Below are 21,997 nucleotides of genomic sequence, written 5' to 3'. Positions count from 1 at the left end.
GGTGTCAGATCAGGCTCAGCTGACCCTCCCTCGGGTCGGGCGGTGCCACCGGCGGGAGCGGCCCCCGCCGGGCCCGTCCCGGATCCCGGGTGGTCGCCACCTGCCGTGCGCCTCCGCGATCATCCGGGCTCGTCTCCGGCCGGTCCAGCCCGTGCCGGGCGAGCAACGGCGCCACCCGGCGGGCGAGCGCGTCCCGGTAGTCGCGCCCCACGTACGCACCGCGCCGGTAGAGCCGCTCGTAGCGCGGCAGCAGCGCCGGGTGCTCCCGGCCCAGCCACTGCAGGAACCACTCGCGGGTGCCCGGCCGCAGGTGCAGCGCCAGTACCGTCGCGCTGCGCGCCCCCGCGGTGGCGATCTCACCGAGCAGCGCGTCGAGCGCGTCCTCGGAGTCGGTGAGCCACGGCAACACCGGTGCGACCATGACACCGCAGGCCAGGCCGGCATCGGTGATCCGGCGGACCAGGTCCAGCCGCGCCCGCGGGCTCGGCGTGCCGGGCTCGAGCCGGGCCTGCAGTCCACGGTCGAGCAGCGCGACCGAGACACCCGTGCCGACCCGGACGTCGGCGTTCGCCGCGGCCAGCTCGGGCAGGTCGCGGGCCAGCACGGTGCCCTTGGTCAGGACCGAGAACGGTGTCCCGGACCGGGCGAGCGCGGCGATCACCCCGGGCATCAGCCGGTACCGGCCCTCGGCCCGCTGGTACGGGTCGGTGTTGGTGCCCATCGCGACGTGCTCCCGCCGCCATCCGGGGCGGGCGAGCTCCCGCTCCAGGACCCGGGCGACGTTGACCTTGACCACGATCTGCGAGTCGAAGTCCGCGCCCGCGTCCAGGTCCAGGTAGGTGTGGGTGTTGCGGGCGAAACAGTTGTGGCTGATCACGCCGGCCGCGACGAAGTCGCCGGTGCCGGTGGTGATGTCGAACATCGGCACGATCTCACCGGTGTCGTGCACCTCGACCACCCGGGGCGCACCGTCCGGCGGTTGCTCGACCAGTGCGCCCGCGACGTCGCGGACCCGGGAGACGGCCGGATCGGCCACCGCGACCAGACGCAGCTGCTCCGCGGCCCCGCCGAGCACCCGCAGCGCCCGACCTCCCGGGCGGCCGGTCGGTTCGGAGGCCACCCGGAACCCGAGCCGGCGCAACGCCTGCACCGTCGCCCGGGTCAGTCGCTCGTCACCGGGGGTGATCCGCAGGACGCCAGCGCTCACCTCACCGCTCGCGTCGAGCACGCCGCCGAGGAACCCGGCGGACCAGCCCGGCCCCGGGTGCTCCGGCCATTCCACCGGCGAGGCCGTCGCACGGTCCTGCAGCAGCCGGGCGCCGCAGGCGCGCGGTGCCGGCACCGCGGGCCGCCGGGCATCCCCCGGCCGGGCGCCCGCCGGGGCACCACCGACCGGGGCGGCAGCGCCGACACCCGCGCCGCCGACACCCGCGGTCGCCCGCCCGAGGGCACCCGCCGTACCGGCCCGACGCCCCGCGCTGCCCGAGGTGAGCAGGTGATGGGCCCGGGCGAGTGCCTCCAGCTCGACCCATGCCGACGGGAACGGCTCCACGGACCGCTCGCTGCGGGCCGTGTCCGCGCGGACGAGGCCGCACAGGTAACCCTCCGCCCAGCCCGCGGGGTGACGCTGCGCGGGCATCGCCGCCGAGCCGGGCCCGACCAGCTCCGATCCGGTGCTCAGGTGCGGCCGGTCCGCGGACGAGCGGCACCGCCCCGGCCGGACGTGCGCCCAGCCGCGGCCGGTGAGGAACCGGTGCTCGGCCGAGGTGACCAGGACCGTCCCGTCGTCGAGCGTCACCCGCTGCGCGCGACGACGGGTCGACCAGTGGGCCAGCACCGGGGTGCGCACGAACCGCCGGCGGCCCCGGCCGTCGGTCACGGTGCCGATCACCTCGTCACCGGGGCGGAGCTCGGCGATCGGCCGGGCCCGGCCATCGGCCGTCAGCACCGGGGTGTCCCCGTGCAGGCAGTAGGTACAGGCGTGTGCGCAACCCCGGTACGGGTTCACCGTCCACCCGAACGGCACCGGTGACGACGAGGCCACCCGGTTCAGCGCCGAGTGTGCCTCCACCTCGTGGAAGACCATCCCCGCGAACTCCGGTGTCCGCACCGAGCGCAGGAGACCCCGCATCCCCGGCAGCACCGCATCCGCCCCGACCCCGTCGGCCCCCACCTGCTGTCCGCTCCACCGCACGAGCATCAGTCGAACACAAGTTCGAACGACGGGCAACCGGTCGTCGCCGGGCGGTGTCCTCCGGGCGAGCACCGTCCCGACGCCGGGTGATCACTTGCGAGGATGCCGGGGTGCAGCCCGACGATCCCGAGCGGTCTCCCGGTGACGCGCGTCCGGACCGGGCGACCGGTGGGCGACGCCGGGCGGACGGGACCGGCAGGCACCACCGGCCCGGGGCACCGGACCGGCCCCGGTGGACGACGGACCCGGCGGCCTCCCCCGAGGACCGTCCGGCAGGTCCCGGCCGGTCCGGGGGCCGGGTGTACACCCCGCGCACCACGGCGGGCGACCCGGTCGGGCGCGCCGACACCGGCCCGGGAACGGATCATGCGGGCCGCCGCCCACGCGCTGCCGAGGGCCGCGGCCACGATCCTGCCCCGCACGGGGCCGGCTCGCGCAGGCGCACCGCCGGGACCGGCCCGGCCGGAGATCCGACGGGACCTCGCCCGTGGGATGCCGCACCACGCACCCGTGCCGGTGAACCCGGGCCACGCGGGCACCGTGCCCGGACGGACGGCACCGGTCCACCCGCGACCCGTCCGCGCGGCGCGGGCCCCCCGTCCACACACGGCAGCGAGAGCGGGACCGGCCGGCGGCCGCCCCACGTCCGGACGGTCGAGGGCGACGCTGACGGCGGGCGGCCGGACACCGGCGGTCACGGCACATCCTACGGTGCCGCCGGATCCCCGCACCGCGGGGCAGCGCACGATGCCCCGCACGACGCAGCACACGGCCCCGGTGGGCGCCCCGGCCGGGGGCTGCACGGCAGCGGCCGGTCGGGGCGGCATCCGGAGTCCCCGCCGGACGACGACCCCTGGTCCGAGGAACCCGGCCCGGACGACGCCGGACCGCGCGGGGCGTCCGCTCCGGCCGGGCGGCGGACCGCCACCCCGGCCGGCTCCGGCCGTGCACACCGAGCGGGCCCGGGTCACGACCCCCGCTCCGGGCACGGGCACGGGCACGGGCACGGGCACGGCAGCCCCACCCCGGCCGGACGTCGGGTACGGAACCTGCTGGTCGCGCTGCTGATCCCGTGTGCGCTCGCGACGCTGGCCGGTGTCGCACTGCTGTGGCCCGGGGACGTCCCGACCCCCGATCTCCCGCCGACCCAGCAGGTGCATGGTGACGTCACCGCCGTCGCGATCGCGGACTGCTCCCCCGGCTCCGGGGACGGCGCCTGCACCGGCGTCACGATCGCGATGACCGACGGTCCGCGGGCCGGCCGTGACCTGGTGCAGCTGGTCCCGAACGAGCCGTCCAGCCCACGGTTCGCCGTCGGTGACCCGGTGACGCTCGCCTGGTCCGGTGGCGATCCCGACTCGGCCGGGTCCTACCAGCTCAACGACTTCCAGCGGGCGCCGGCGCTGATCTGGCTGGCGGCCGCGTTCGCGCTGGCGGTCGTCCTGCTCGGGCGCCTGCGCGGGTTCGCCGCCCTGGTGAGCCTGCTGCTGACGTTCGCCATCCTGCTGTGGTTCGTGCTCCCCGCGATCCTCTCCGGTGGCCCACCGCTCGCCGTGGCGGTGACCGGCGCCTGCCTGATCATGTTCGTGGTGCTGTACCTGACCCACGGGTTCAGCGCCCGGACGTCCTGCGCGGTGCTCGGCACGCTCGTGTCGCTGGCCCTGATCGGGGTGATCGGCTACGGCTTCACCGCCGCTGCGCGGCTCACCGGGCTCGACGACACCACCGCCAACCTCATCGGCACCCTCGGCGGGGCCCCGATCGACCCCCGCGGCCTGGTGCTGGCCGGGCTGGTCATCGGTGCGCTCGGTGCGCTCGACGACGTGACGGTCACCCAGGCCTCGGCGGTCTGGGAGCTCGGCGCGGCGAACCCGGAGCTGGGCGCCCGTGAGCTGTTCTCGGCCGGGATGCGGATCGGGCGCGACCACGTCGCGTCCGCGGTGAACACCCTGGTGCTCGCCTACGCGGGTGCTGCGCTGCCGTTGATGCTGCTGTTCTCGGTCGCCGCCGGAGGCGTGACGGACGTGCTGACCAGCCAGGACGTCGCCACCGAGATCGTCAGGACGCTGGCGGGCAGCATCGGCCTGGTCGCCGCGGTGCCGGTCACCACCGGTCTGGCCGCCCTCGTCGCGGCCCGCCGCTGATCCGCCGCCGGCACACCGGCCGTCCCGGGCGCCGGACCGGGCCGGGACGCCGGGGGACCGCGGCGGGCAGGTCCGTCACGGACGGCGGGCGAGCAGGTGCGCCTCGCCGTCGGCCTCGTGGTGGGCGAGCACGTCGAACCCGTCGGGCCCGCCGAACGCCGCGACGAGTTCACCTGGAGCCGCCCGGAACCGGCCACCGCTGTCACCGACCTCGGACCGCACGGTGATCGCGAGCAGCCCACCCGGGGCGACCGCGGCGGCCAGCACCGGATAGAGGGCGGGCGCCCGGAACCGCTGGCAGACGACGACGTCGTAGACGCCGTCCTCGGTGGGGAACCCGTCGTCGAGGTCGGCCTCGACCCAGCGGATCCGGCCGGGCGGGGCGACCGCGGTGGCCAGCCGGGCCCCCGCGGCGAGCCCGGCCGGTGACACGTCGACCGCGACGACGTCGAGCCCCCGCCCGGCCAGCCACACCGCGACCGCGCCACGCCCGCAGGCGACATCGAGTGCCCGGCCGGAACCGGGGACGAGATCGAGCCTGCCGCGCAACGCGTCCGGGGGCTGCGCGGTCCCGACGCCGGCGGCCCCGTGCCTGCGGTCCCAGTCCTCCCGGTCCGACGCGGCCATCGCGGCGCTCAGCCGACCTCGGCGGCGACCGCGGTCACCACGGCCTCGACCACGCCGTCGAGCGGGACGTCCTGCTGGTCGCCGGAGACCAGGTCCTTCAGTCCGATCGTGCCGTTCTCCAGGTCGCGGGCGCCGAGGACGAGCGCGAACCGGGCCCCGGAGCGGTCGGCCGTCTTCATCGCACCCTTCAGGCCGCGGTTGCCGTAGGACAGGTCGACCCGCACGCCCTGCGCGCGCAGGCGGGCCGCGACCACGACCAGCCTGCGGCGGGCGTCCTCCCCCAGCGGCACGCCGAACACGTCGACGCGGGACGCCGACCAGGGCTGCACGCCCTCGACACCGCAGGCCAGCAGCGTGCGGTCGACGCCGATGCCGAACCCGACCCCGGACAGGTCCGGCCCGCCGAGGGTGCCCATCAGGCCGTCGTAGCGGCCACCGCCGCCGATCCCGGACTGGGCGCCGAGTCCGTCGTGCACGAACTCGAACGTCGTCTTCGTGTAGTAGTCCAGGCCGCGCACCATCCGCGGGTTCGGGGTGTAGGCGATACCGAGGTCGTCCAGGTGGGCCAGCACGGCCGCGTGGTGCTCCGCCGCCGCCGCCGAGAGGTGGTCCATCAGCAGCGGGGCCTGCGCCATCGCCGCCCGGACCTCGGGACGCTTGTCGTCCAGCACCCGCAGCGGGTTGATCGCGGCCCGCTCGCGGGTCGGCCCGTCGAGGTCGAGCCCGGCGAGGTAGTCCTGCAGCAGCTCGCGGTAGCGCGGACGGCACTCGGCGTCACCCAGCGAGGTGATCTCCAACCGGTAGCCGGTGAGGCCCAGTGCCCGGAACCCCTCGTCGGCGATCGCGATGACCTCGGCGTCGAGTGCCGGATCGTCGACCCCGATCGCCTCGACCCCCACCTGCTGCAGCTGCCGGTAGCGTCCGGCCTGCGGGCGCTCGTACCGGAAGAACGGCCCGGCGTAGCGCAGCTTGACCGGCAGGCCCTGCTTGTCGAGGTTGTGCTCGATCACCGACCGGACGACGCCCGCGGTGCCCTCCGGCCGCAGCGTCACCGAGCGGTCGCCCCGGTCGGCGAAGGTGTACATCTCCTTGGAGACGACATCGGTGGACTCGCCCACCCCGCGGGCGTAGAGCCCGGTGTCCTCGAAGACGGGCAGCTCGATGTGGCCGTACCCGGCGCGCGCCGCCGCCCCGGCGAGGGTGTCCCGGACGTGGGTGAACCCGGCCGATTCCGGCGGCAGGTACTCCGGGATGCCCTTCGGCGCGGCGAACGGCTCGGGCTTGCCCGCCCGGCGCTGCGCCTGCTGCTCGGTGGCGGTCACTGCAGGTCCACGTCCTCTCGTGCCGGTGCGCACAGGCTCTCCAGCGTAGAACCGGTGGCTCCCGGATTCGCTCCCAGGTGCCCCGATACCCTCCGACACGACGTTGATCGACCAGGGAGCAGCACGAGCGTGGCGACGAACGAGCAGCGCCGGGAGGCGGCCAAGCGGAAGCTGGCGGCCCAGCAGGCCCGCCGGGCCGAGCGGGCCCAGAAGCAGAAGCGCAACACCACGATCGCCGTCGTGGCGACGGTGCTGGTGGTCGCCGTGGCCGCCGGCGGCGTCTACGCGCTGACGGCCGCGTGGGGCGGTGGCGAGGCCGAGCCCGCCGACCCGGCCGCACAGGCCCAGCAGAACAGCGGACCGGACACCTCCGGGCTCCCGGTCGCCCCGCTGCCGGTCCGGCCCACCGCGCTGCCCGCATCGGTGGACTGCGCCTATCCGGCAGAGCAGCCGGCGGCGAAGCCGGTCGATCCGCCCGCCGAGGGCGCGACCCCCGCCGAGGGCACGGTCCAGGCGTCGTTCACCACCAGCGCCGGCACGATCGACCTGACGCTGGACCGGGCGCTGGCGCCGTGCACGGTGAAGAGCTTCGAGAGCCTGATCGAGCAGGGCTACTACGACGGCACGTCCTGCCACCGGCTGACCACCAGCCCCGGACTGCAGGTGCTGCAGTGCGGCGACCCGACCGGGCAGGGCTCCGGCGGTCCCGGTTACACCATCCCGGACGAGGTGTTCGACGGCCTGACCTACGGCCGCGGGATGCTGGCGATGGCGAAGACGGCGGCCCCCGACTCGGGCGGCAGCCAGTTCTTCATGATCTACGGTGACGCGCAACTGCCGCCGGAGTACACCGTGTTCGGCTCGATCGGCGAGGAGGGTTTGCGGACTCTGGACGCGGTCGCCCGCGCAGGCGAGTCGACCGGGGGCGGGGACGGCACCCCGAACACCCCGGTCGACATCGAGGGGGCGACGGTCGGCTGATCCGGGTCCCGGGGGCGGGACATCCGCCCCCGGGACGGCAGCGCTGTTCAGGCCGCCGAGGTGACCCGGTAGACGTCGTAGACGCCCTCGATGTTGCGCACCGCCTGCAGCAGGTGGCCGAGGTGCTTCGGGTCGCCCATCTCGAACGAGAACCGGGACACCGCCACCCGGTCCCGTGAGGTCGTCGTCGACGCCGACAGGATGTTGACCTTCTCGTCGGCCAGCACCTTCGTGACGTCGGAGAGCAGCCGGTGCCGGTCCAGCGCCTCGACCTGGATCGCGACCAGGAACACCGACTCCGGCGACACCGACCAGGCGACGTCGACCAGACGTTCGGACCGGGCGGTGAGGTCGCCGGCGTTGGTGCAGTCGGTGCGGTGCACGCTGATCCCGCCGCCGCGGGTGACGAACCCGAGGATCTCGTCACCGGGCACCGGGGTGCAGCAGCGGGCGAGCTTGACGTAGAGGTCGTCCATCGCGTTGCCGTCGCCGTCCTGCACGACGACGCCCGCGTTCCCGGACGGCCTGCGGTGCCGGACCGTGGACGGCGTCGCCCGCTCGGCGAGCTCCTCCTCGGCCTCCTCCTCGCCGCCGAACCAGGCGACCAGTCGCTGCACGACGTGCTGGGCACTGGTCTGGTGTTCACCGACCGCGGCGTAGAGCGCGGAGACGTCGGGGTAGTGCAGCTCGCGGGCGATCGCGGACATCGCGTCGCCGGAGATGAGCCGCTGCAAGGGCATCCCGGTGCGGCGCGCCTCCCGGGTGATCGCCTCCTTGCCCTCCTCGACGGCCTCCTCGCGGCGTTCCTTGGCGAACCACTGCTTGATCTTCGCCTTGGCCCGCGGCGACTTCGCGATGGACAGCCAGTCGCGGCTGGGCCCGGCGTCCTCCGCCTTGGAGGTGAAGATCTCCACCACGTCACCGGAGGACAGCTGGCGCTCCAATGCGACCAGCTTGCCGTTCACCCGGGACCCGATGCAGCGGTGCCCGACCTCGGTGTGCACCGCGTAGGCCAGGTCGATCGGGGTGGACCCGGTCGGCAGGGTGACGACGTCGCCCTTCGGGGTGAACACGAAGATCTCCCGGGCGGCGAGGTCGAATCGCAGCGAGTCGAGGAACTCACCGGGGTCGGCGGCCTCGCGCTGCCAGTCGAGCAGCTGGCGCATCCACGCCATCTCCTCGACCTCGACCTCCTTGCCGGAGCCGCCCTTGACCTCTTTGTAGCGCCAGTGCGCGGCGATGCCGTACTCGGCGGTGCGGTGCATCGCGTGCGTCCGGATCTGCACCTCGAGGGGCTTGCCGTCCGGGCCGATCACCGTGGTGTGCAGCGACTGGTAGACCCCGAACCGGGGCTGCGCTATGTAGTCCTTGAACCGGCCCGGCATCGGCTGCCACAGCGCGTGCACCATGCCGATCGCGGCGTAGCAGTCCCGCACCTCGTCGACCAGCACGCGGACGCCGACCAGGTCGTGGATGTCGTCGAAGTCGCGGCCCTTGACGATCATCTTGCGGTAGATCGAGTAGTAGTGCTTGGGGCGCCCCTCCACCTTCGCCGAGATGCGCGCCGAGTCCAGCTGGGCGGCCACCTCGTCGATGACCTGACGCAGGTAGGTGTCCCGCGACGGGGCCCGGTCGGCGACCAGCCGGACGATCTCCTGGTACTTCTTCGGCTGCAGGATCGCGAACGACAGGTCCTCCAGCTCCAGCTTGACGGTGGCCATGCCGAGCCGGTGCGCGAGCGGGGCGAACACCTCCAGGGTCTCGTTCGCCTTCTTGACCTGCTTCTCCGGGCGCAGGAACCGCATGGTGCGCATGTTGTGCAGCCGGTCGGAGAGCTTGATGACCAGCACCCGGGGGTCGCGGGCCATCGCGACCACCATCTTGCGGATGGTCTCGGCCTCGGCGGCGGTGCCGAACTCGACCTTGTCGAGCTTGGTGACGCCGTCGACCAGGTGTGCGACCTCGTCGCCGAAGTCGGCACGCAGCCGTTCCAGCGAGTAGTCGGTGTCCTCCACGGTGTCGTGCAGCAGCGCGGCGACCAGCGTCGTGGTGTCCATGCCCAGCTCGGCCAGGATCGTCGCGACGGCCAGCGGGTGCGTGATGTACGGGTCACCGGACTTGCGGGTCTGCCCCTGGTGCTTGGCCTCCGCGACGTCGTAGGCCCGCTGCAGCAGGACGAGATCGGCCTTGGGGTGCAGCGAACGGTGCACCGCGGCGAGCGGTTCCAGCACCGGTGTCACGATCGCGACCCGCTGCGGCGTCATCCGGCGCGCGATCCGGGCCCGTACCCGCCGGGTCGCGGACGGACGGGGCGGTTCGTCGTCGGGCGTGAGCGGGCGCGTGGCGGGGTGCGCACCCGCCGGGGTGCTCGTCCGGTCGACCTCGGTCACCACACCTCCTGCTCGTACCCGGTAGCGGTGGTCCGTGGCCGAGGATAGTCCGCGGACCGGCGCGGGGCGGACCCGCGCCGCCCGGCGCCTCCACGACGGACGCGACGGGCGACCGGTCCCGGTCAGCGACCGGTCACAGGGCGGCCCGCAGGACGTCGGCCACGGGCGTCGGCGCGCGCCCGAGGAGATCGGCGAGATCGGAGCTCTCGATGTCGAGGGCGCCGCCCGCGATCGCCTCGTCCATCGCGGCGACGAAGCCGGCCGTCGCCTCGTCGAGGCCGGCGGCGGTCAGGGCGGCCACGAGTTCGGCCGCCGGGACCGCCCGGTGGGCGACCTGCCGGCCGCTCACCTCGGAAAGGGTCGCTGCCAGCTCGGTGAGCGTGAGCGGCGGCCCGGCCAGCTCGTAGGTCCGCCCGTCGTGGCCGTCCGTGGTCAGCACGACCGCCGCCGCGCCGGCGAGGTCCCGACGTGCGGCGGCACCGATCCGGCCGGTCCCGGTCGCGCTGAGGATCTCCCCCCGTGCCAGGTACTCGGCGGCCCGGTCGGTGTAGTTCTCGAGGTACCAGTTGTTGCGCAGCACGGTGTACGGCAGACCGGAGCCGGCGAGCAGCTCCTCGGTCCGCCGGTGCTCCGGTGCCAGCGCCAGCGGGGAGGTGTCCGCCCGGGTGAGGCTGGTGTAGGCGATCGCCGAGACACCGCTCTCGCGCGCCGCGTCGACCACGTTGGCGTGCTGTGCGAACCGCTGGCCGACGGCGTCACCGGAGACCAGCAGCAACCGGTCGACACCGTCGAACGCGGCCCGCAGCGACGCCGGATCGGTGTAGTCGCCCCGGCGCACCTGCACCCCGCGTCCGCTCAGGTCCTCGGCCTTCTGCGGGGTGCGGGCGACGGCGACGACGTCGCCCGCGGGGACCCCCCGGGCGAGCAGCTCCTGCACGACGAGGGAGCCGAGGTGCCCGCCGGCTCCGGTCACGGCATAGATGGTCACGATGTCCTCCGGGGACGTGTCGGTCACCGGGCTCGTCCGAGCCGGCACCTGCACTAACTATTCGTAAGTGCGTCCACATCCACTGGTGCCTATACTGAGACCATGACCACACCGTCCGAGCAGCGGGACCCGGAGCCGTCCGACGAGGTCGTCACGAGCGTGTTCGCGCGCCGGTGCGACTCGCGTACCGCGCTCGAGACCGTCGGGAGCAAATGGGGCATCCTCGCGCTGCTCGCGCTGGGTGAGGGCGCGTTCCGGTTCAACGGCCTGCGCCGCAAGGTCGACGGGGTGAGCGAACGGATGCTCGCGCGCACCCTGCAGAGCCTGGAACGGGACGGTCTGGTCGTCCGCGAGGTGCACAGCACGATCCCGCCCAGGGTCGAGTACTCCCTGACACCGCTCGGCCGCCGGGTGGCGACGACGCTGCGCGGGCTCGCCGACATCCTGGAGGGCTCCGTCCCGGAGCTGCTCGAGGCACGACGACGCTACGACGACGCCCACCCCGCCTGAACGGACCGCGTCTCAGGCGGTGAGCAGCGCGTCCACCCGCACGTCGCCGAGCCGACCTCGGCCGCGCAGGGCAGTGAGTTCCAGCAGGGTGCCGAACCCGACGATGTCCGCGCCGACGTCGGTCAGCAGCGCGCAGGCCGCCGCGGCCGTCCCTCCGGTGGCGAGCACGTCGTCGACGACGTAGACGCGGGTGCCGGGCTCGACGACGTCCGCCGGGAGCTCCAGGGTGGCGCTGCCGTACTCCAGGTCGTAGCTGCGCGACGCGGCGACCGCGGGCAACTTGCCCGCCTTGCGCACCGGGACGGTCCCGACCCCGGCGACCAGTGCCACCGCGGCGCCCAGCAGGAAACCGCGGGCCTCGACACCCACCACCAGCTCTGCCTCGCCGGTGTGCGCGGCCAGCTCGGTGGCCACCGTCGCGAACGCCCCGCCGTGCGCGAGCACCGGCGTGATGTCGCGGAACAGCACCCCGGGCTCCGGGTGGTCGGGTACCGAGCGGATCAGGTCGGCGATCCGCTGCAGGTCCTCCGCGGAGTCCCCGTCGAGACCGGGCCCGGGCCGGATGTCGTCGACGGCGGTCACCGGCGGACCGGCTCGTTCGTGCCGGTGGGCCGGGACGACGAGGAGGAGGCGGGGCTCGTACTGCTCACGACCGCGAGGATATCCGCCGCCGTCGCCGTCACGCGGTGCGGTGCACACCCCGCCGGCGGCGCCGCGCGCCCGGTGCGGTCACCGATCGGCCCGTCGCACAGCGGATCGCACAGCGAGGTGTTCAGCGACCGCGCGGGGCCCCGGTCGGGCCGGGCCCGCCGGCGGCTCAGTGGATCGTCGGCTTGTTCTCCGGCTGCTGCTGCGAGGCGTCGGCGGACTCGGTGGAGCCACCGGACTCGTCCTCCGACGTCGGGTCGGGGTTGACCTTCTCCCGGATCGCCGCGCGCAGCCAGGTCGTGACCACGCCGTCGGCGATCTCGAGGTCGATCGTGTCCTCGTAGGAGGCGTCGGTGACGGTTCCCCGCAGCCCGGACGTGGTGACGACGACGTCGCCGTCCTCCAGCGCCTGCTGCATCGCCTGGGTCTCCATCATCTGCTTGCGCTGCCTGCGGCCGTTGAGGAACAGCGGCACGAACAGCAGCAGGATGAGGAGGAAGGGCAGCAGGGACAGCAGACCGGAACCACCGGCCTCCTGCGCAAGAATCAGATCCATCGTGCGGGGTCTCCGTCTCGTCTCGCCACGTATCAGTGTGCCGGTCGCCGGGAAATCATCGAGCACCCCCCCGACCGTTCAGGCCGCTCGTCGCAGAAATGCAGGGACGAACGGTGGTGCTGCGTTGCCCCACCACTCAACGGCGCTGATGCGTGGATTGTCCCACACTGCCCGATCCGAACCCGCAGTCCGTGCCGGGCGGTCCGCGCAGGCCCGCCGCACCGCCCCGAACCGGGCAGCCGACCGGCGACGCAGCGACGACGGTACCGCTACCCGGGCGGGCCGCGCCGTGACCGGGTCGGCGGATTGCTCCGAATTGCCGCAGACCGGACGGAATGCACCGGAGAACGGCATCGTGAACGATTCGCGGAACGGGCCCGAGAGCGAGCCGACACAATTCCCGGAGCGGTCCGGAATCAGAACAGCGGTTCGATCCGGTGCCCGGCCGGCGCGTCGGCGGGCGCGGTCAGCCCCAGGTGCGACCACGCCAACGGGGTCGCGACCCGGCCGCGGGGGGTACGGGCGAGCATCCCGGCCCGCACGAGGTAGGGCTCGCAGACCTCCTCGACGGTGCCCTGGTCCTCCCCGACCGCGACCGCGAGGGTGGAGATCCCGACCGGCCCCCCGTGGAACGAGCGGACGAGCGCGCCGAGCACCGCCCGGTCCAGCCGGTCGAGGCCCAGCTCGTCGACGTCGTACACGGCGAGAGCGGCGCGGGCGATGTCGCGGCGGATCACGCCGTCCGCGCGCACCTCGGCGAAGTCCCGGACGCGGCGCAGCAGGCGGTTCGCGACCCGGGGCGTGCCGCGGCAGCGCCCGGCGATCTCCTCGGCGCCGTCCGGGCGCAGGTCGATACCGAGGATCCCGGCGGCCCGGCGCAGCACCTGCTCCAGCTCGGCGTCGTCGTAGAACTCCATGTGGGCGGTGAAACCGAACCGGTCCCGCAGCGGCCCGGTCAGCGAACCGGCCCGGGTGGTCGCGCCGACCAGGGTGAACGGCGCGACGTCGAGCGGGATCGAGGTGGCACCCGGGCCCTTGCCGACGACGACGTCCACCCGGAAGTCCTCCATCGCCAGGTAGAGCATCTCCTCGGCGGGCCGGGCGGTGCGGTGGATCTCGTCGATGAACAGGACGTCACCGGGGACCAGGTTGGACAGCATCGCGGCCAGGTCACCGGCCCGCTCCAGGGCGGGCCCCGAGGTCAGCCGGATCGCGGCGCCCATCTCCTGCGCGACGATCATCGCGAGGCTGGTCTTGCCGAGGCCGGGCGGCCCGGACAGCAGGATGTGGTCCGGCGGGTCGCCGCGCCGCCGCGCCCCCTCCAGCACCAGCTGCAGCTGCTCGCGGACCCGGGGCTGGCCGACGAACTCGTCCAGCGACCGCGGCCGCAGGGACGCCTCGACGTCGAGATCCTCGGGGTGGACGACGGCGTCGACGTCGCGGAACTCGGTGTCGTCCCCGCCCGGGCCTGCGGTCACCTCGACCGGCCCAGCGACGACAGCGCGGTGCGCAGCAGCGTGCTGGGCCCGGCGTCCGGTGAGCCGGCCAGCACCGCGTCGACCGCCTGCTCGGCGGGCTTCTGGGTGAAGCCGAGACCGAGCAGCGCCTCGACCACCTGGTCGCGGGTGGAGGTGACGCCGGACGGGGAGGCGGCCGCCGCGGGCGAGGCCGCGGGTGCGGTCACCTTGTCGCGCAGCTCCACGACGAGCCGTTCCGCGCTCTTGCGCCCGACGCCCGGGATCCGGGTGAGCACGGCCAGGTCACCGTCGGCCAGCGCCCGGCGCAGCGTGTCCGGCTCCAGCACCGCGAGGGTGGCCAGCGCGAGCCGGGGACCGATCCCGGAGACCGTCTGCAGGAGCAGGAACAGCTCGCGCTCCTCGGCGTCGACGAAGCCGTAGAGGGTCAGCGACTCCTCGCGCACGACCAGCGTGGTCGCGAGGCGGGCCTGCTCACCGCGCCGTAGACCGCCGAGCGTGGCCGGCGTGGCGTACACGGCGAGGCCGACCCCGCCGACCTCGACGACGGCGTGGTCGAGCCCGATCTCCAGCACCGGGCCGCGCACCGAGTGGATCACCGACGGGTCCCCTTCCCGCGAACGGTCGTTCGATGCCCGACGCTACCGGGCACCTCCGACACCCCGGGCGCCCAGGTGCCGCCCGTCCGCTCCGCGGCGGCGCGGGCGGCGGCCCACTGTGCGGCGGCGGTCGGAGCGGTGTCGCCCTGTTCCGCCCGGGCCCGGGCGAGCCGGGCCCGGTGCACCGCGGCCAGCTCCTCGGCCCGGGCCCTGGCCTGCGCCATCCGGTCCTGCATCGGGGAACGCCAGCAGTGACAGATCGCGAGCGCCAGCGCGTCCGCCGCGTCGGCCGGTCTCGGCGGGGTGTCGAGCCCGAGCACCTTCGCGACCATCGTCGCGACCTGCGCCTTGCCCGCCCGGCCCTCACCGGTCACCGCGGCCTTCACCTCGCTCGGCGTGTGGAAGGCGACCGGCAGCCCGGCCCGCGCCGCGACCAGCGCGACGACACCGCTGGCCTGGGCGGTGCCCATCACGGTGCGGACGTTGTGCTGGCTGAAGACCCGCTCCACGGCGATCACGTCCGGCCGGTGCCGGGCCACCCAGCGCTCGACCTCGTCGGCGACGACGAGCAACCGCCGTTCCAGCGGGACGTCGGCCCCGCTGCGGACCATACCGACGTCGACGAACCCGACCCCCCGCCCGGCACCGGTCTCGACGACACCGATCCCGCACCGGGTCAGCCCCGGGTCGACCCCGAGCACCCGCACCGGCGTCACCCCTCCCGCACGTGCGTTCGAGATCCGCACGCTACCGGCCGTTCCCTGTGCTCCCGCCGGGGGCGCGCCGGGCGGACCGCCTCGATCGGGCCGGGAGGTCCGATGGCAGGGTGCGGGGGTGACGTCGTTCCTCCGCGCGCTCGCCCTGATCTGGGCGGCCGCGCTGTTGTTCGTCCTGGTGGGTGCTTTTCGACCGGAGACGCCGGTCGCCGGCTTCGCCGGGTCGCTCCTCACCGGCCAGTACCCGCTGCACCTGGCGATCGCCGCGGTGCTGGGCATCGTGTTCGGTCTCGCCACCAGGTCGGCGGGGGCCCGATTCAGCGGGTACGCGGCGGCGACGCTGTCGCTCGCCGCGGTCGTCGGGATGGTGACGGTGCTCGCGGCCCAGGGCCGGACGGCCGCCGCCGAGGGCGTCCGGCTGGACTGGACCGCGGCGCTGACCGAGATCGGCCAGCCCGCCGGGACCCCGGACCGCTCGGTCGAGTTCACCGAGGGCCGCGCGCTGGACCTCTACCTGCCGTCCGGCCCGGGCCCGCACCCGGTGCTGGTGTGGGTGCACGGCGGCAGCTGGGTCCGTGGCGACAGGGAGGACCGGACGGCGCTGAACCGTTGGCTCGCCGAGCGCGGATGGGCCGTCGCCGCTGTCGACTACCGGCTCCCACCGCCCGAGCCGGTCGGCCGTGACCAGCAGCGCGACATCGCCTGCGCGGTCGACTGGATCCGCTCGAACGCCGCGGGCGAGCTCGATCCCGGCCGGCTGGTGCTCGCCGGCCAGTCCGCCGGGGCGACGCTCGCGCTCAGCACGACGTCCGGCCTGCTCGACGGCACGCTCGCCTGCTCGGACGCGCCCGCGTCGGCCGGGGGCACCGGCCCGGCCGACGCCCCGCCGCCACCGCCGGGCCCGCCGCCGGTCGGTGTCGTCGCCTACTATCCGCCGGTCGACCTGGCGCTGATCGACACGGACCTGCAGCAGACCCTGTTCGGTGGCGCCGCCGCCGACGCGCCCGGCCTGATGCGGCTGCTCTCGCCGTCGGAACAGGTGCGACCGGGGCTGCCGCCCACCCTGCTGCTGCTCGGCTCGGCCGACCACTACGTGCACCCGGACCGGGTCGCCACCTACGACCGGGAGCTGCGCGACGCCGGTGTCCCCGGCCGGCTGGTGACGGTCCCCTACGCCGACCACGTCTTCGACCGGCCCTTCGGCAGCCCCGGTGCACAGCTGACGCGCGAGGCCGTCATCCGGTTCCTGACCGGGGTGGGCTGACCTCCCGGCGCGACGGCCGGACCGTCCGCCCCCGCCGGACGACCACCCGGCCGCACCCGGTAACAGCAGCTCGGAGGCCTGCGACCTCGCCCGTGGCGGTCGTCGCGGCTGCCGATCGCGGGAGGTGACGCCGATGTCCCCCGTTCCCCACCCACGGGGCCACAGCGGCCGGGCCGGCCGGACGGTGACCCGGCGCGACCTGCCCGGTGACCGGCCCACCTGGACGGCCCGCTCGGCGCGGATCGGTGGGCTGCTGCGCGCCCTGGCCGAGCTCGAGGCCGCCGGGGTGGCGCTGCCCGCGCCCGTCGCCGGCCGTCACGTGCTGCACGCGTGGACCCGGGTCGCGGGGCCCGTGGTGGCTGCGGCCGGGTTGCGCGGTGACGTGCCGGGGGCGAGCTTCACCGTCGATCTCGACGACGTCGACGCGCTCGCCGAGGCGGGCCGCGCGCTGGCCCTGGCCCTGCGCCGGGTCCGCCGATCGGCCGACCGGTCCGCCGATCCGGGCTCCGCGCTCGTGGCGCAGGCCCTGCACCGGGCGGCCCGCCGGCACGACGTCGCCGCCGAGCAGCTGGTGGCCGAGCTGGGACGGGCCGCCCGGCTGCTCGCCCCGGTCCACCTGCCGGACCAGCACGCGGCGCCGGTACCGGTGACAGCGCCAGTGCCGGATCGTGCTCAGTGCGCCGCGGCGTCCCAGCTGCGGCCGTAGCCGACCGAGACCTCCAGCGGCACCGACAGCGCGGCGGCCGCCCCCATCTGCTCGCGGACCAGCTTCTCCAGCGCCTCCCGCTCGCCGTCGGCGACCTCCAGCACCAGTTCGTCGTGCACCTGCAGGAGCATCCGGCTGCGCAGCCCCTCCTGCTCCAGCGCCCGGGCCACGCCGAGCATCGCGACCTTGATGATGTCCGCCGCGCTGCCCTGGATCGGCGCGTTGAGCGCCATCCGCTCGGCCATCTCGCGGCGCTGCCGGTTGTCGCTGGTCAGGTCCGGGAGGTAGCGGCGACGGCCGAGGATGGTGGCGGTGTAGCCGTCCTTGCGGGCCTGCTCGACGACGCCGGCCAGGTAGTCGCGCACCCCGCCGAACCCGGCGAAGTAGTCGTCCATCAGGCCCTTGGCCTCATCGGTGGAGATCCGGAGCTGCGCGGACAGTCCGTAGGCCGACAGCCCGTAGGCAAGGCCGTAGTTCATGGCCTTGATCTTCGCGCGCTGCTCGGCCGACACCTCCGCCGCCTCGACACCGAACACCCGGGCGGCGGTCTCGGCGTGGAAGTCGTGCTGCGACCGGAACGCCTCGATCAGTGCCGCGTCCTCGGACAGGTGCGCCATGATCCGCATCTCGATCTGGCTGTAGTCGGCGGTCATCAGCTCCGCGTACCGTTCCCCGCCCGGGCCGGTGCCGACCACGAACGCGTCCCGGATCCGGCGCCCGGCCGCGGTCCGGATCGGGACGTTCTGCAGGTTCGGGTCGGTCGAGGAGAGCCGGCCGGTGGCCGCGATCGTCTGCGAGTAGGTGGTGTGGATCCGCCCGTCGTCGGCGACCGTCTTGATCAGGCCGTCGACGGTGACCTTGAGCCGGGTGGCGTCCCGGTGCTGCAGCAGGAACTGCAGGAACGGGTGCTCGGTCTGCTCGTAGAGGCTCTGCAGGGCGTCCGCGTCGGTGGTGTAGCCGGTCTTGGTGCGCTTGGTCTTCGGCATGTTCAGCTCGTCGAAGAGCACGACCTGCAGCTGCTTGGGTGATCCGAGATTGATCTCCTTGCCGATCACCTGGTAGGCGTTGGCCGCGGCGTCGCGGACCTGGGCACCGAAGTCGGACGCCAGGTCCGACAGCATCTGCGAGTCGACCGCGATCCCTGCGGCCTCGCAGCCGGCCAGCACGAACGCCAGCGGCAGCTCCAGGTCGGTGAGCAGCTCGGTGCCGCCGCGCCCGGCCAGCTCGGTGTCGAGCGCGTCGGCCAGCTCGGCGACCGCCGAGGCGGCCAGCATCTCCTGCTGCGCGGCCTGCGCGTCGGCCTCCTCCTCGCCCCCGAGCAGGGACAGCTGCCCGTCCGCCGGTTCCTCGGTGCGCAGCTCGCGACGCAGGTAGCGCAGCGCCAGGTCGGCCAGGTCGAAGGTGCGCTGCCCCGGTCGGGCGAGGTACGCGGCGAGCGCCGTGTCGCTGGTCAGCCCGGCGACCGACCAGCCGCGGGCCCGCAGCGCGTGCAGCACCGGCTTGATGTCGTGCGCGGCCTTCGGGACGCCGGGGTCGGCCAGCCACTCACCGAGCGCGGCCTCGTCGTCCGGGGTGAGCCCGGCCAGGCCGGCGTACCCGGCCTTCGGCACGCCGGCCGTGGCACCTGCGGCCCGCTGCTCGACCGTCGGCTCGCCCACCGCCAGCGCGACACCGGTGAGATCACGCGCCGCGACCGGCCCGGCCACCCCGGCGAAGCTCAGCCCGACCCGGCGGCCGTCCCGTGCGTGGGTGTCCAGCCAGGCCCGCACGGCGCCGGGGGCGATCACCTCACCGGAGATCTCGAAACCGTCCTCCGCCTCCGGCTCGGCCGACGACAGGGTGGCGAACAGACGCTCACGCAACACCCGGAACTCCAGCTCGTCGAACAGCCGGTGCACCGCGTCGCGGTCCCAGGCGCGGACCGCCAGCTGCTCGGGGCCCGATCCCAGGTCGACGTCGCGGACCAGCTCGGTCAGCTGGCGGTTCAGCAGCACGTTGGCCAGGTTCGCGCGCAGCGCGTCACCGGCCTTGCCCTTCACCTCGTCCACCCGGTCGGTCAGCTCGGCGAGCGAGCCGAACTCGCGGACCCACTTGGCGGCCGTCTTCTCCCCCACGCCGGGGATGGAGGGCAGGTTGTCCGAGGGGTCGCCGCGCAGCGCGGCGAAGTCGGGGTACTGGGCCGGGGTGAGCCCGTAGCGCTTGTCGACCTCGGCCGGGTCGATCCGGCCGAGATCGGACACCCCGCGCTTCGGGTAGAGCACCGTGACGTCGTCGGACACCAGCTGGAACGCATCCCGGTCACCGGTCGTGATGAGCACCTCGAAGCCCAGCCGCTCGGCCTGGGTCGCCAGGGTGGCGATCAGGTCGTCGGCCTCGTAGCCCTCGACCGCGAACACCGGGATGCTGAGCGCGCCGAGCACCTCCTTGATGAGGTCGATCTGGCCGCGGAAGTCGTCCGGCGTGGTGGTGCGGTTGGCCTTGTACTCCGCGTAGCGCTCGGAGCGGAACGTGGTACGTGAGACGTCGAACGCGACCGCCAGGTGCGTCGGCTCCTCGTCGCGCAGCAGATTGATGAGCATCGAGGTGAAGCCGTAGACGGCGTTCGTGGTCTGCCCGGTGCCGGTGCGGAAGTTCTCCGCTGGGAGCGCGAAGAAGGCACGGTAGGCCAGCGAGTGCCCGTCGAGCAGGAGCAACCGCGGCCGATCCGGCGCCGAGCGACCGGCCGCCTTCGATGCGGCGGCCTTCGCCGGGGTGGCCTTGGACGGGGTGCCCTGCGTCGCGGTGCTCATCGGCGGCGAGTCTAGAACCGAGCCCCGACAACTCCGGCCCGGCCTGGCAGGCTCGACCACCGGGGCCGCCGCCGCACCTCGGGTCCGGGCGGACCGGTCGGTGGGCGGCGGGCGGAGCCGTCGGCACGGGTGTGCGGCGGGCAGCGGTCCGCAACGGGACCGGGCTCAGCCGACCTCGGCCATGACCTCGTCGGAGACGTCGAAGTTGGCGTAGACGTTCTGCACCTCGTCGGAGTCCTCCAGCGCCTCGATCAGCCGGAAGACCTTCCTGGCGCCCTCGGCGTCCAGCTCGACCTGCATCGAGGGGACGAAGACCGCCTCCGCGGAGTCGTAGTCGATCCCGCTGTCCTGCAGCGCGGTGCGCACGGCCACGACGTCGGTCGCCTCGGAGACGACCTCCCAGCTCTCGCCCAGGTCGTTGACCTCCTCGGCGCCCGCGTCCAGGACGGCCGCGAGCACGTCGTCCTCGGTGAGGTCACCCTTCGGGAGCACCACCACGCCCTTGCGGGAGAACAGGTAGGCGACCGACCCGGGATCGGCCATCGTGCCACCGTTGCGGGTCATCGCCGTCCGCACCTCGGTCGCGGCGCGGTTCCGGTTGTCGGTGAGGCACTCGACCAGCACGGCGACACCGTTCGGGCCGTACCCCTCGTAGGTGATCGACTGGTAGTCGGCGCCGCCGGCGTCCGCACCGGAGCCGCGCTTGACCGCACGCTCGATGTTGTCGTTGGGGACCGAGCTCTTCTTCGCCTTCTGGATCGCGTCGTAGAGCGTCGGATTGCCGTCGGGGTCACCACCACCGGTGCGGGCCGCGACCTCGATGTTCTTGATCAGCTTGGCGAACATCTTGCCGCGGCGGGCGTCGATCACCGCCTTCTTGTGCTTGGTCGTCGCCCACTTGGAGTGACCACTCATCGGCTCGTCTGCCCACCTCTCGTACTCGGGCCGGACGCACGCGTCGTGCACGACCGGGGCAGGCCGCGTCGCGCCGCAGCGGGGTGCGGGCGGCGGACCTGCGGGAACCCTTCGATGTTACCGACGCCGCGCCCACGCGCCCGCCCGACCCGGGGCAGAGACATCGTCGGGGACACCGCCCGGGGGACCTCACCGGGGCCTCACCGGGACGACACCACCGGGGCCACCGCCACCCGGGTGGGCGGTCGACGGCCGCCGGGCGACCGGACGTCGTGCCCCGCCGTTAGCCTGGCACCCCGGCCGTGGTCGCAGCTCGGCGCCAGGCCGGATACGGAAGGGAGCGGCTCGTGTTCGGAGCAGTACTGGGTAAGGCTGCAGGGCTGGTCGCCACGGGCCTGGCCGGCGCGGTCACCTACGACGGGATGAAGCGGGTGGTCCGCTCCGGTGCGGTCCGCGAAGCCGCGGTGACGGCCACGGCATGGGGCCTGCGCGGCGCCCGGGCCGCCGAGACCGGCGCGGAGCGGGCCCGGCTGGCGACCGCCGACATCGTCAGCGAGGCCCGCGGCCGGATCGGCGAGGAAGCCCCCGCCCCGGGCAGCGGCGGCGGGCACACCCACGAGCACTGACCACGAGCACCGAGCGCGGACACCGACCACACGAACACGCACGGCGATCGTTCACAGCGTGCGCCGAGAGCCGATCGGGGCAGGGATCCTGAAGACCGACACCTGGGCCGACGCCGGGATCCGTAGCGGGCCCCGGCCCGACGGTCCGCAGCTCACCGTCCTGAGCGACGCGGCGGGCCGGATCCGGTACGCCGTGCCGGCGTTGCGCGGCCGGGTCGCGCTGGCCGTGGCCGTTGAGGACCAGATCGACCACGTCGCGGGGGTCCGGCAGGTGCACGCCTACCCGCGCACCGGCAGCGTCGTGGTCTGGGTCCGTCCCGGTTGCGACCGGGTCGAGCTGGCCGAGGCGATCGGCAAGGGGCTCGGCGCCGATCCGGAGGCGACGGCGGCCCGCACCCCCCGTTCGGCCGACACCCATCACGGTGAGCTCGTCCGGCTCGTCGTCGGGGGGATCGCGCTGGCCGCACTGGGCCTGCGCCGCTACGGGCTGCGCCGTCCGCCGGTGCTCGGCACGGCCGGCCGCACCGTCGCCACCGGTGTCACGATC

General features: G+C 74.4%; 18 protein-coding genes and 1 pseudogene. 7 read left to right on the top strand and 12 right to left on the bottom strand.

Translation table 11 applies throughout. From position 1 onward, the window contains the following. Nucleotides 1-4: 4 nt before the first annotated feature. Complete coding sequence (locus AB0J24_RS00095) at nt 5-2,200, bottom strand: intein-containing Rv2578c family radical SAM protein (RefSeq protein WP_358672999.1); 2,196 nt, start codon at nt 2,198-2,200, stop codon at nt 5-7. 1,148 nt (nt 2,201-3,348) lie between these two features. On the opposite strand from AB0J24_RS00095, the gene AB0J24_RS00090 reads away from it, so the two are divergent. Further along, on the top strand, nt 3,349-4,338 hold the full coding sequence (locus AB0J24_RS00090; RefSeq protein ID WP_358672996.1) for a YibE/F family protein: 990 nt from the start codon (nt 3,349-3,351) through the stop codon (nt 4,336-4,338). A gap of 75 nt (nt 4,339-4,413) precedes the next feature. Here the strand turns inward: AB0J24_RS00090 and AB0J24_RS00085 are convergent, their stop codons facing one another. Further along, nucleotides 4,414-4,965 carry a methyltransferase domain-containing protein gene (locus AB0J24_RS00085; protein ID WP_358672992.1) on the bottom strand — a complete coding sequence of 184 codons (552 nt, stop codon included), beginning with the start codon at nt 4,963-4,965 and terminating at the stop codon, nt 4,414-4,416. 8 nt (nt 4,966-4,973) lie between these two features. Continuing rightward, nucleotides 4,974-6,287: a histidine--tRNA ligase gene (gene hisS / locus AB0J24_RS00080; protein ID WP_358672990.1), complete on the bottom strand. Its 1,314-nt coding sequence runs from the start codon at nt 6,285-6,287 to the stop codon at nt 4,974-4,976. A gap of 129 nt (nt 6,288-6,416) precedes the next feature. Here hisS and AB0J24_RS00075 point away from each other — a divergent pair, with 129 nt between their 5' ends. Then, a complete protein-coding gene (locus tag AB0J24_RS00075) occupies nt 6,417-7,268 on the top strand; it encodes a peptidylprolyl isomerase (protein WP_358672988.1) in 852 nt (283 codons plus the stop codon). Nucleotides 7,269-7,315: 47 nt separating this feature from the next. Here AB0J24_RS00075 and AB0J24_RS00070 read toward each other — a convergent pair whose 3' ends face one another. Both AB0J24_RS00070 and AB0J24_RS00065 read right to left on the bottom strand, forming a co-directional pair. Beyond that, nucleotides 7,316-9,658: a bifunctional (p)ppGpp synthetase/guanosine-3',5'-bis(diphosphate) 3'-pyrophosphohydrolase gene (locus AB0J24_RS00070; protein ID WP_358672986.1), complete on the bottom strand. Its 2,343-nt coding sequence runs from the start codon at nt 9,656-9,658 to the stop codon at nt 7,316-7,318. 133 nt (nt 9,659-9,791) lie between these two features. Continuing rightward, the gene (locus tag AB0J24_RS00065; RefSeq protein WP_358672984.1) at nt 9,792-10,673 is read right to left on the bottom strand and encodes an SDR family oxidoreductase; all 882 of its coding nucleotides are present in this window, start codon (nt 10,671-10,673) and stop codon (nt 9,792-9,794) included. Nucleotides 10,674-10,748: 75 nt separating this feature from the next. Between AB0J24_RS00065 and AB0J24_RS00060 the strand changes: the two genes are divergently transcribed. After that, a complete protein-coding gene (locus AB0J24_RS00060; RefSeq protein ID WP_358672982.1) occupies nt 10,749-11,156 on the top strand; it encodes a helix-turn-helix domain-containing protein in 408 nt (135 codons plus the stop codon). A 12-nt stretch (nt 11,157-11,168) separates the two neighbouring features. Here the strand turns inward: AB0J24_RS00060 and AB0J24_RS00055 are convergent, their stop codons facing one another. The 5 genes and pseudogenes from AB0J24_RS00055 to ruvC form a co-directional block, all read right to left on the bottom strand. Beyond that, nucleotides 11,169-11,738: an adenine phosphoribosyltransferase gene (locus AB0J24_RS00055; RefSeq protein ID WP_358672980.1), complete on the bottom strand. Its 570-nt coding sequence runs from the start codon at nt 11,736-11,738 to the stop codon at nt 11,169-11,171. A 235-nt stretch (nt 11,739-11,973) separates the two neighbouring features. Next, nucleotides 11,974-12,360: a preprotein translocase subunit YajC gene (yajC, locus tag AB0J24_RS00050; RefSeq protein WP_358672978.1), complete on the bottom strand. Its 387-nt coding sequence runs from the start codon at nt 12,358-12,360 to the stop codon at nt 11,974-11,976. 416 nt (nt 12,361-12,776) lie between these two features. After that, complete coding sequence (ruvB, locus tag AB0J24_RS00045) at nt 12,777-13,838, bottom strand: Holliday junction branch migration DNA helicase RuvB (protein ID WP_358672976.1); 1,062 nt, start codon at nt 13,836-13,838, stop codon at nt 12,777-12,779. Further along, entirely contained in the window at nt 13,835-14,434 is a 600-nt protein-coding gene (gene ruvA, locus AB0J24_RS00040; protein ID WP_358672974.1) for a Holliday junction branch migration protein RuvA, read from the bottom strand. The genes ruvB and ruvA overlap by 4 nt, the downstream gene beginning before the upstream one ends. Before the next feature lie 155 nt (nt 14,435-14,589). After that, a pseudogene (ruvC, locus tag AB0J24_RS00035) lies at nt 14,590-15,141 on the bottom strand (crossover junction endodeoxyribonuclease RuvC); the annotation flags it as partial. A 127-nt stretch (nt 15,142-15,268) separates the two neighbouring features. Between ruvC and AB0J24_RS00030 the strand changes: the two are divergent. Both AB0J24_RS00030 and AB0J24_RS00025 read left to right on the top strand, forming a co-directional pair. Then, nucleotides 15,269-16,414, top strand: coding sequence for an alpha/beta hydrolase (locus AB0J24_RS00030; RefSeq protein WP_358672972.1), 1,146 nt, complete (start codon nt 15,269-15,271; stop codon nt 16,412-16,414). A gap of 133 nt (nt 16,415-16,547) precedes the next feature. After that, on the top strand, nt 16,548-17,120 hold the full coding sequence (locus tag AB0J24_RS00025) for a hypothetical protein (protein ID WP_358672970.1): 573 nt from the start codon (nt 16,548-16,550) through the stop codon (nt 17,118-17,120). Here AB0J24_RS00025 and polA read toward each other — a convergent pair. Both polA and AB0J24_RS00015 read right to left on the bottom strand, forming a co-directional pair. Continuing rightward, nucleotides 17,087-19,909 carry a DNA polymerase I gene (polA, locus tag AB0J24_RS00020; protein WP_358672968.1) on the bottom strand — a complete coding sequence of 941 codons (2,823 nt, stop codon included), beginning with the start codon at nt 19,907-19,909 and terminating at the stop codon, nt 17,087-17,089. The two genes, AB0J24_RS00025 and polA, sit on opposite strands and share 34 nt — an antisense overlap. Before the next feature lie 165 nt (nt 19,910-20,074). Continuing rightward, entirely contained in the window at nt 20,075-20,824 is a 750-nt protein-coding gene (locus tag AB0J24_RS00015; RefSeq protein WP_358672966.1) for a YebC/PmpR family DNA-binding transcriptional regulator, read from the bottom strand. Nucleotides 20,825-21,171: 347 nt separating this feature from the next. On the opposite strand from AB0J24_RS00015, the gene AB0J24_RS00010 reads away from it, so the two are divergent. Beyond that, nucleotides 21,172-21,450 carry a DUF1490 family protein gene (locus AB0J24_RS00010; RefSeq protein ID WP_358672964.1) on the top strand — a complete coding sequence of 93 codons (279 nt, stop codon included), beginning with the start codon at nt 21,172-21,174 and terminating at the stop codon, nt 21,448-21,450. 58 nt (nt 21,451-21,508) lie between these two features. Then, the coding region (locus tag AB0J24_RS00005) for an HMA2 domain-containing protein (RefSeq protein WP_358672962.1) at nt 21,509-21,997 on the top strand (489 nt) is incomplete at its 3' end.

The sequence above is a fragment of the Pseudonocardia sp. NPDC049635 genome (genome assembly GCF_040659795.1).
Classification (GTDB): domain Bacteria; phylum Actinomycetota; class Actinomycetes; order Mycobacteriales; family Pseudonocardiaceae; genus Pseudonocardia.
Note: the sequence above shows the minus strand (reverse complement) of the source record. Positions and strands in the feature narration are given on the sequence as shown.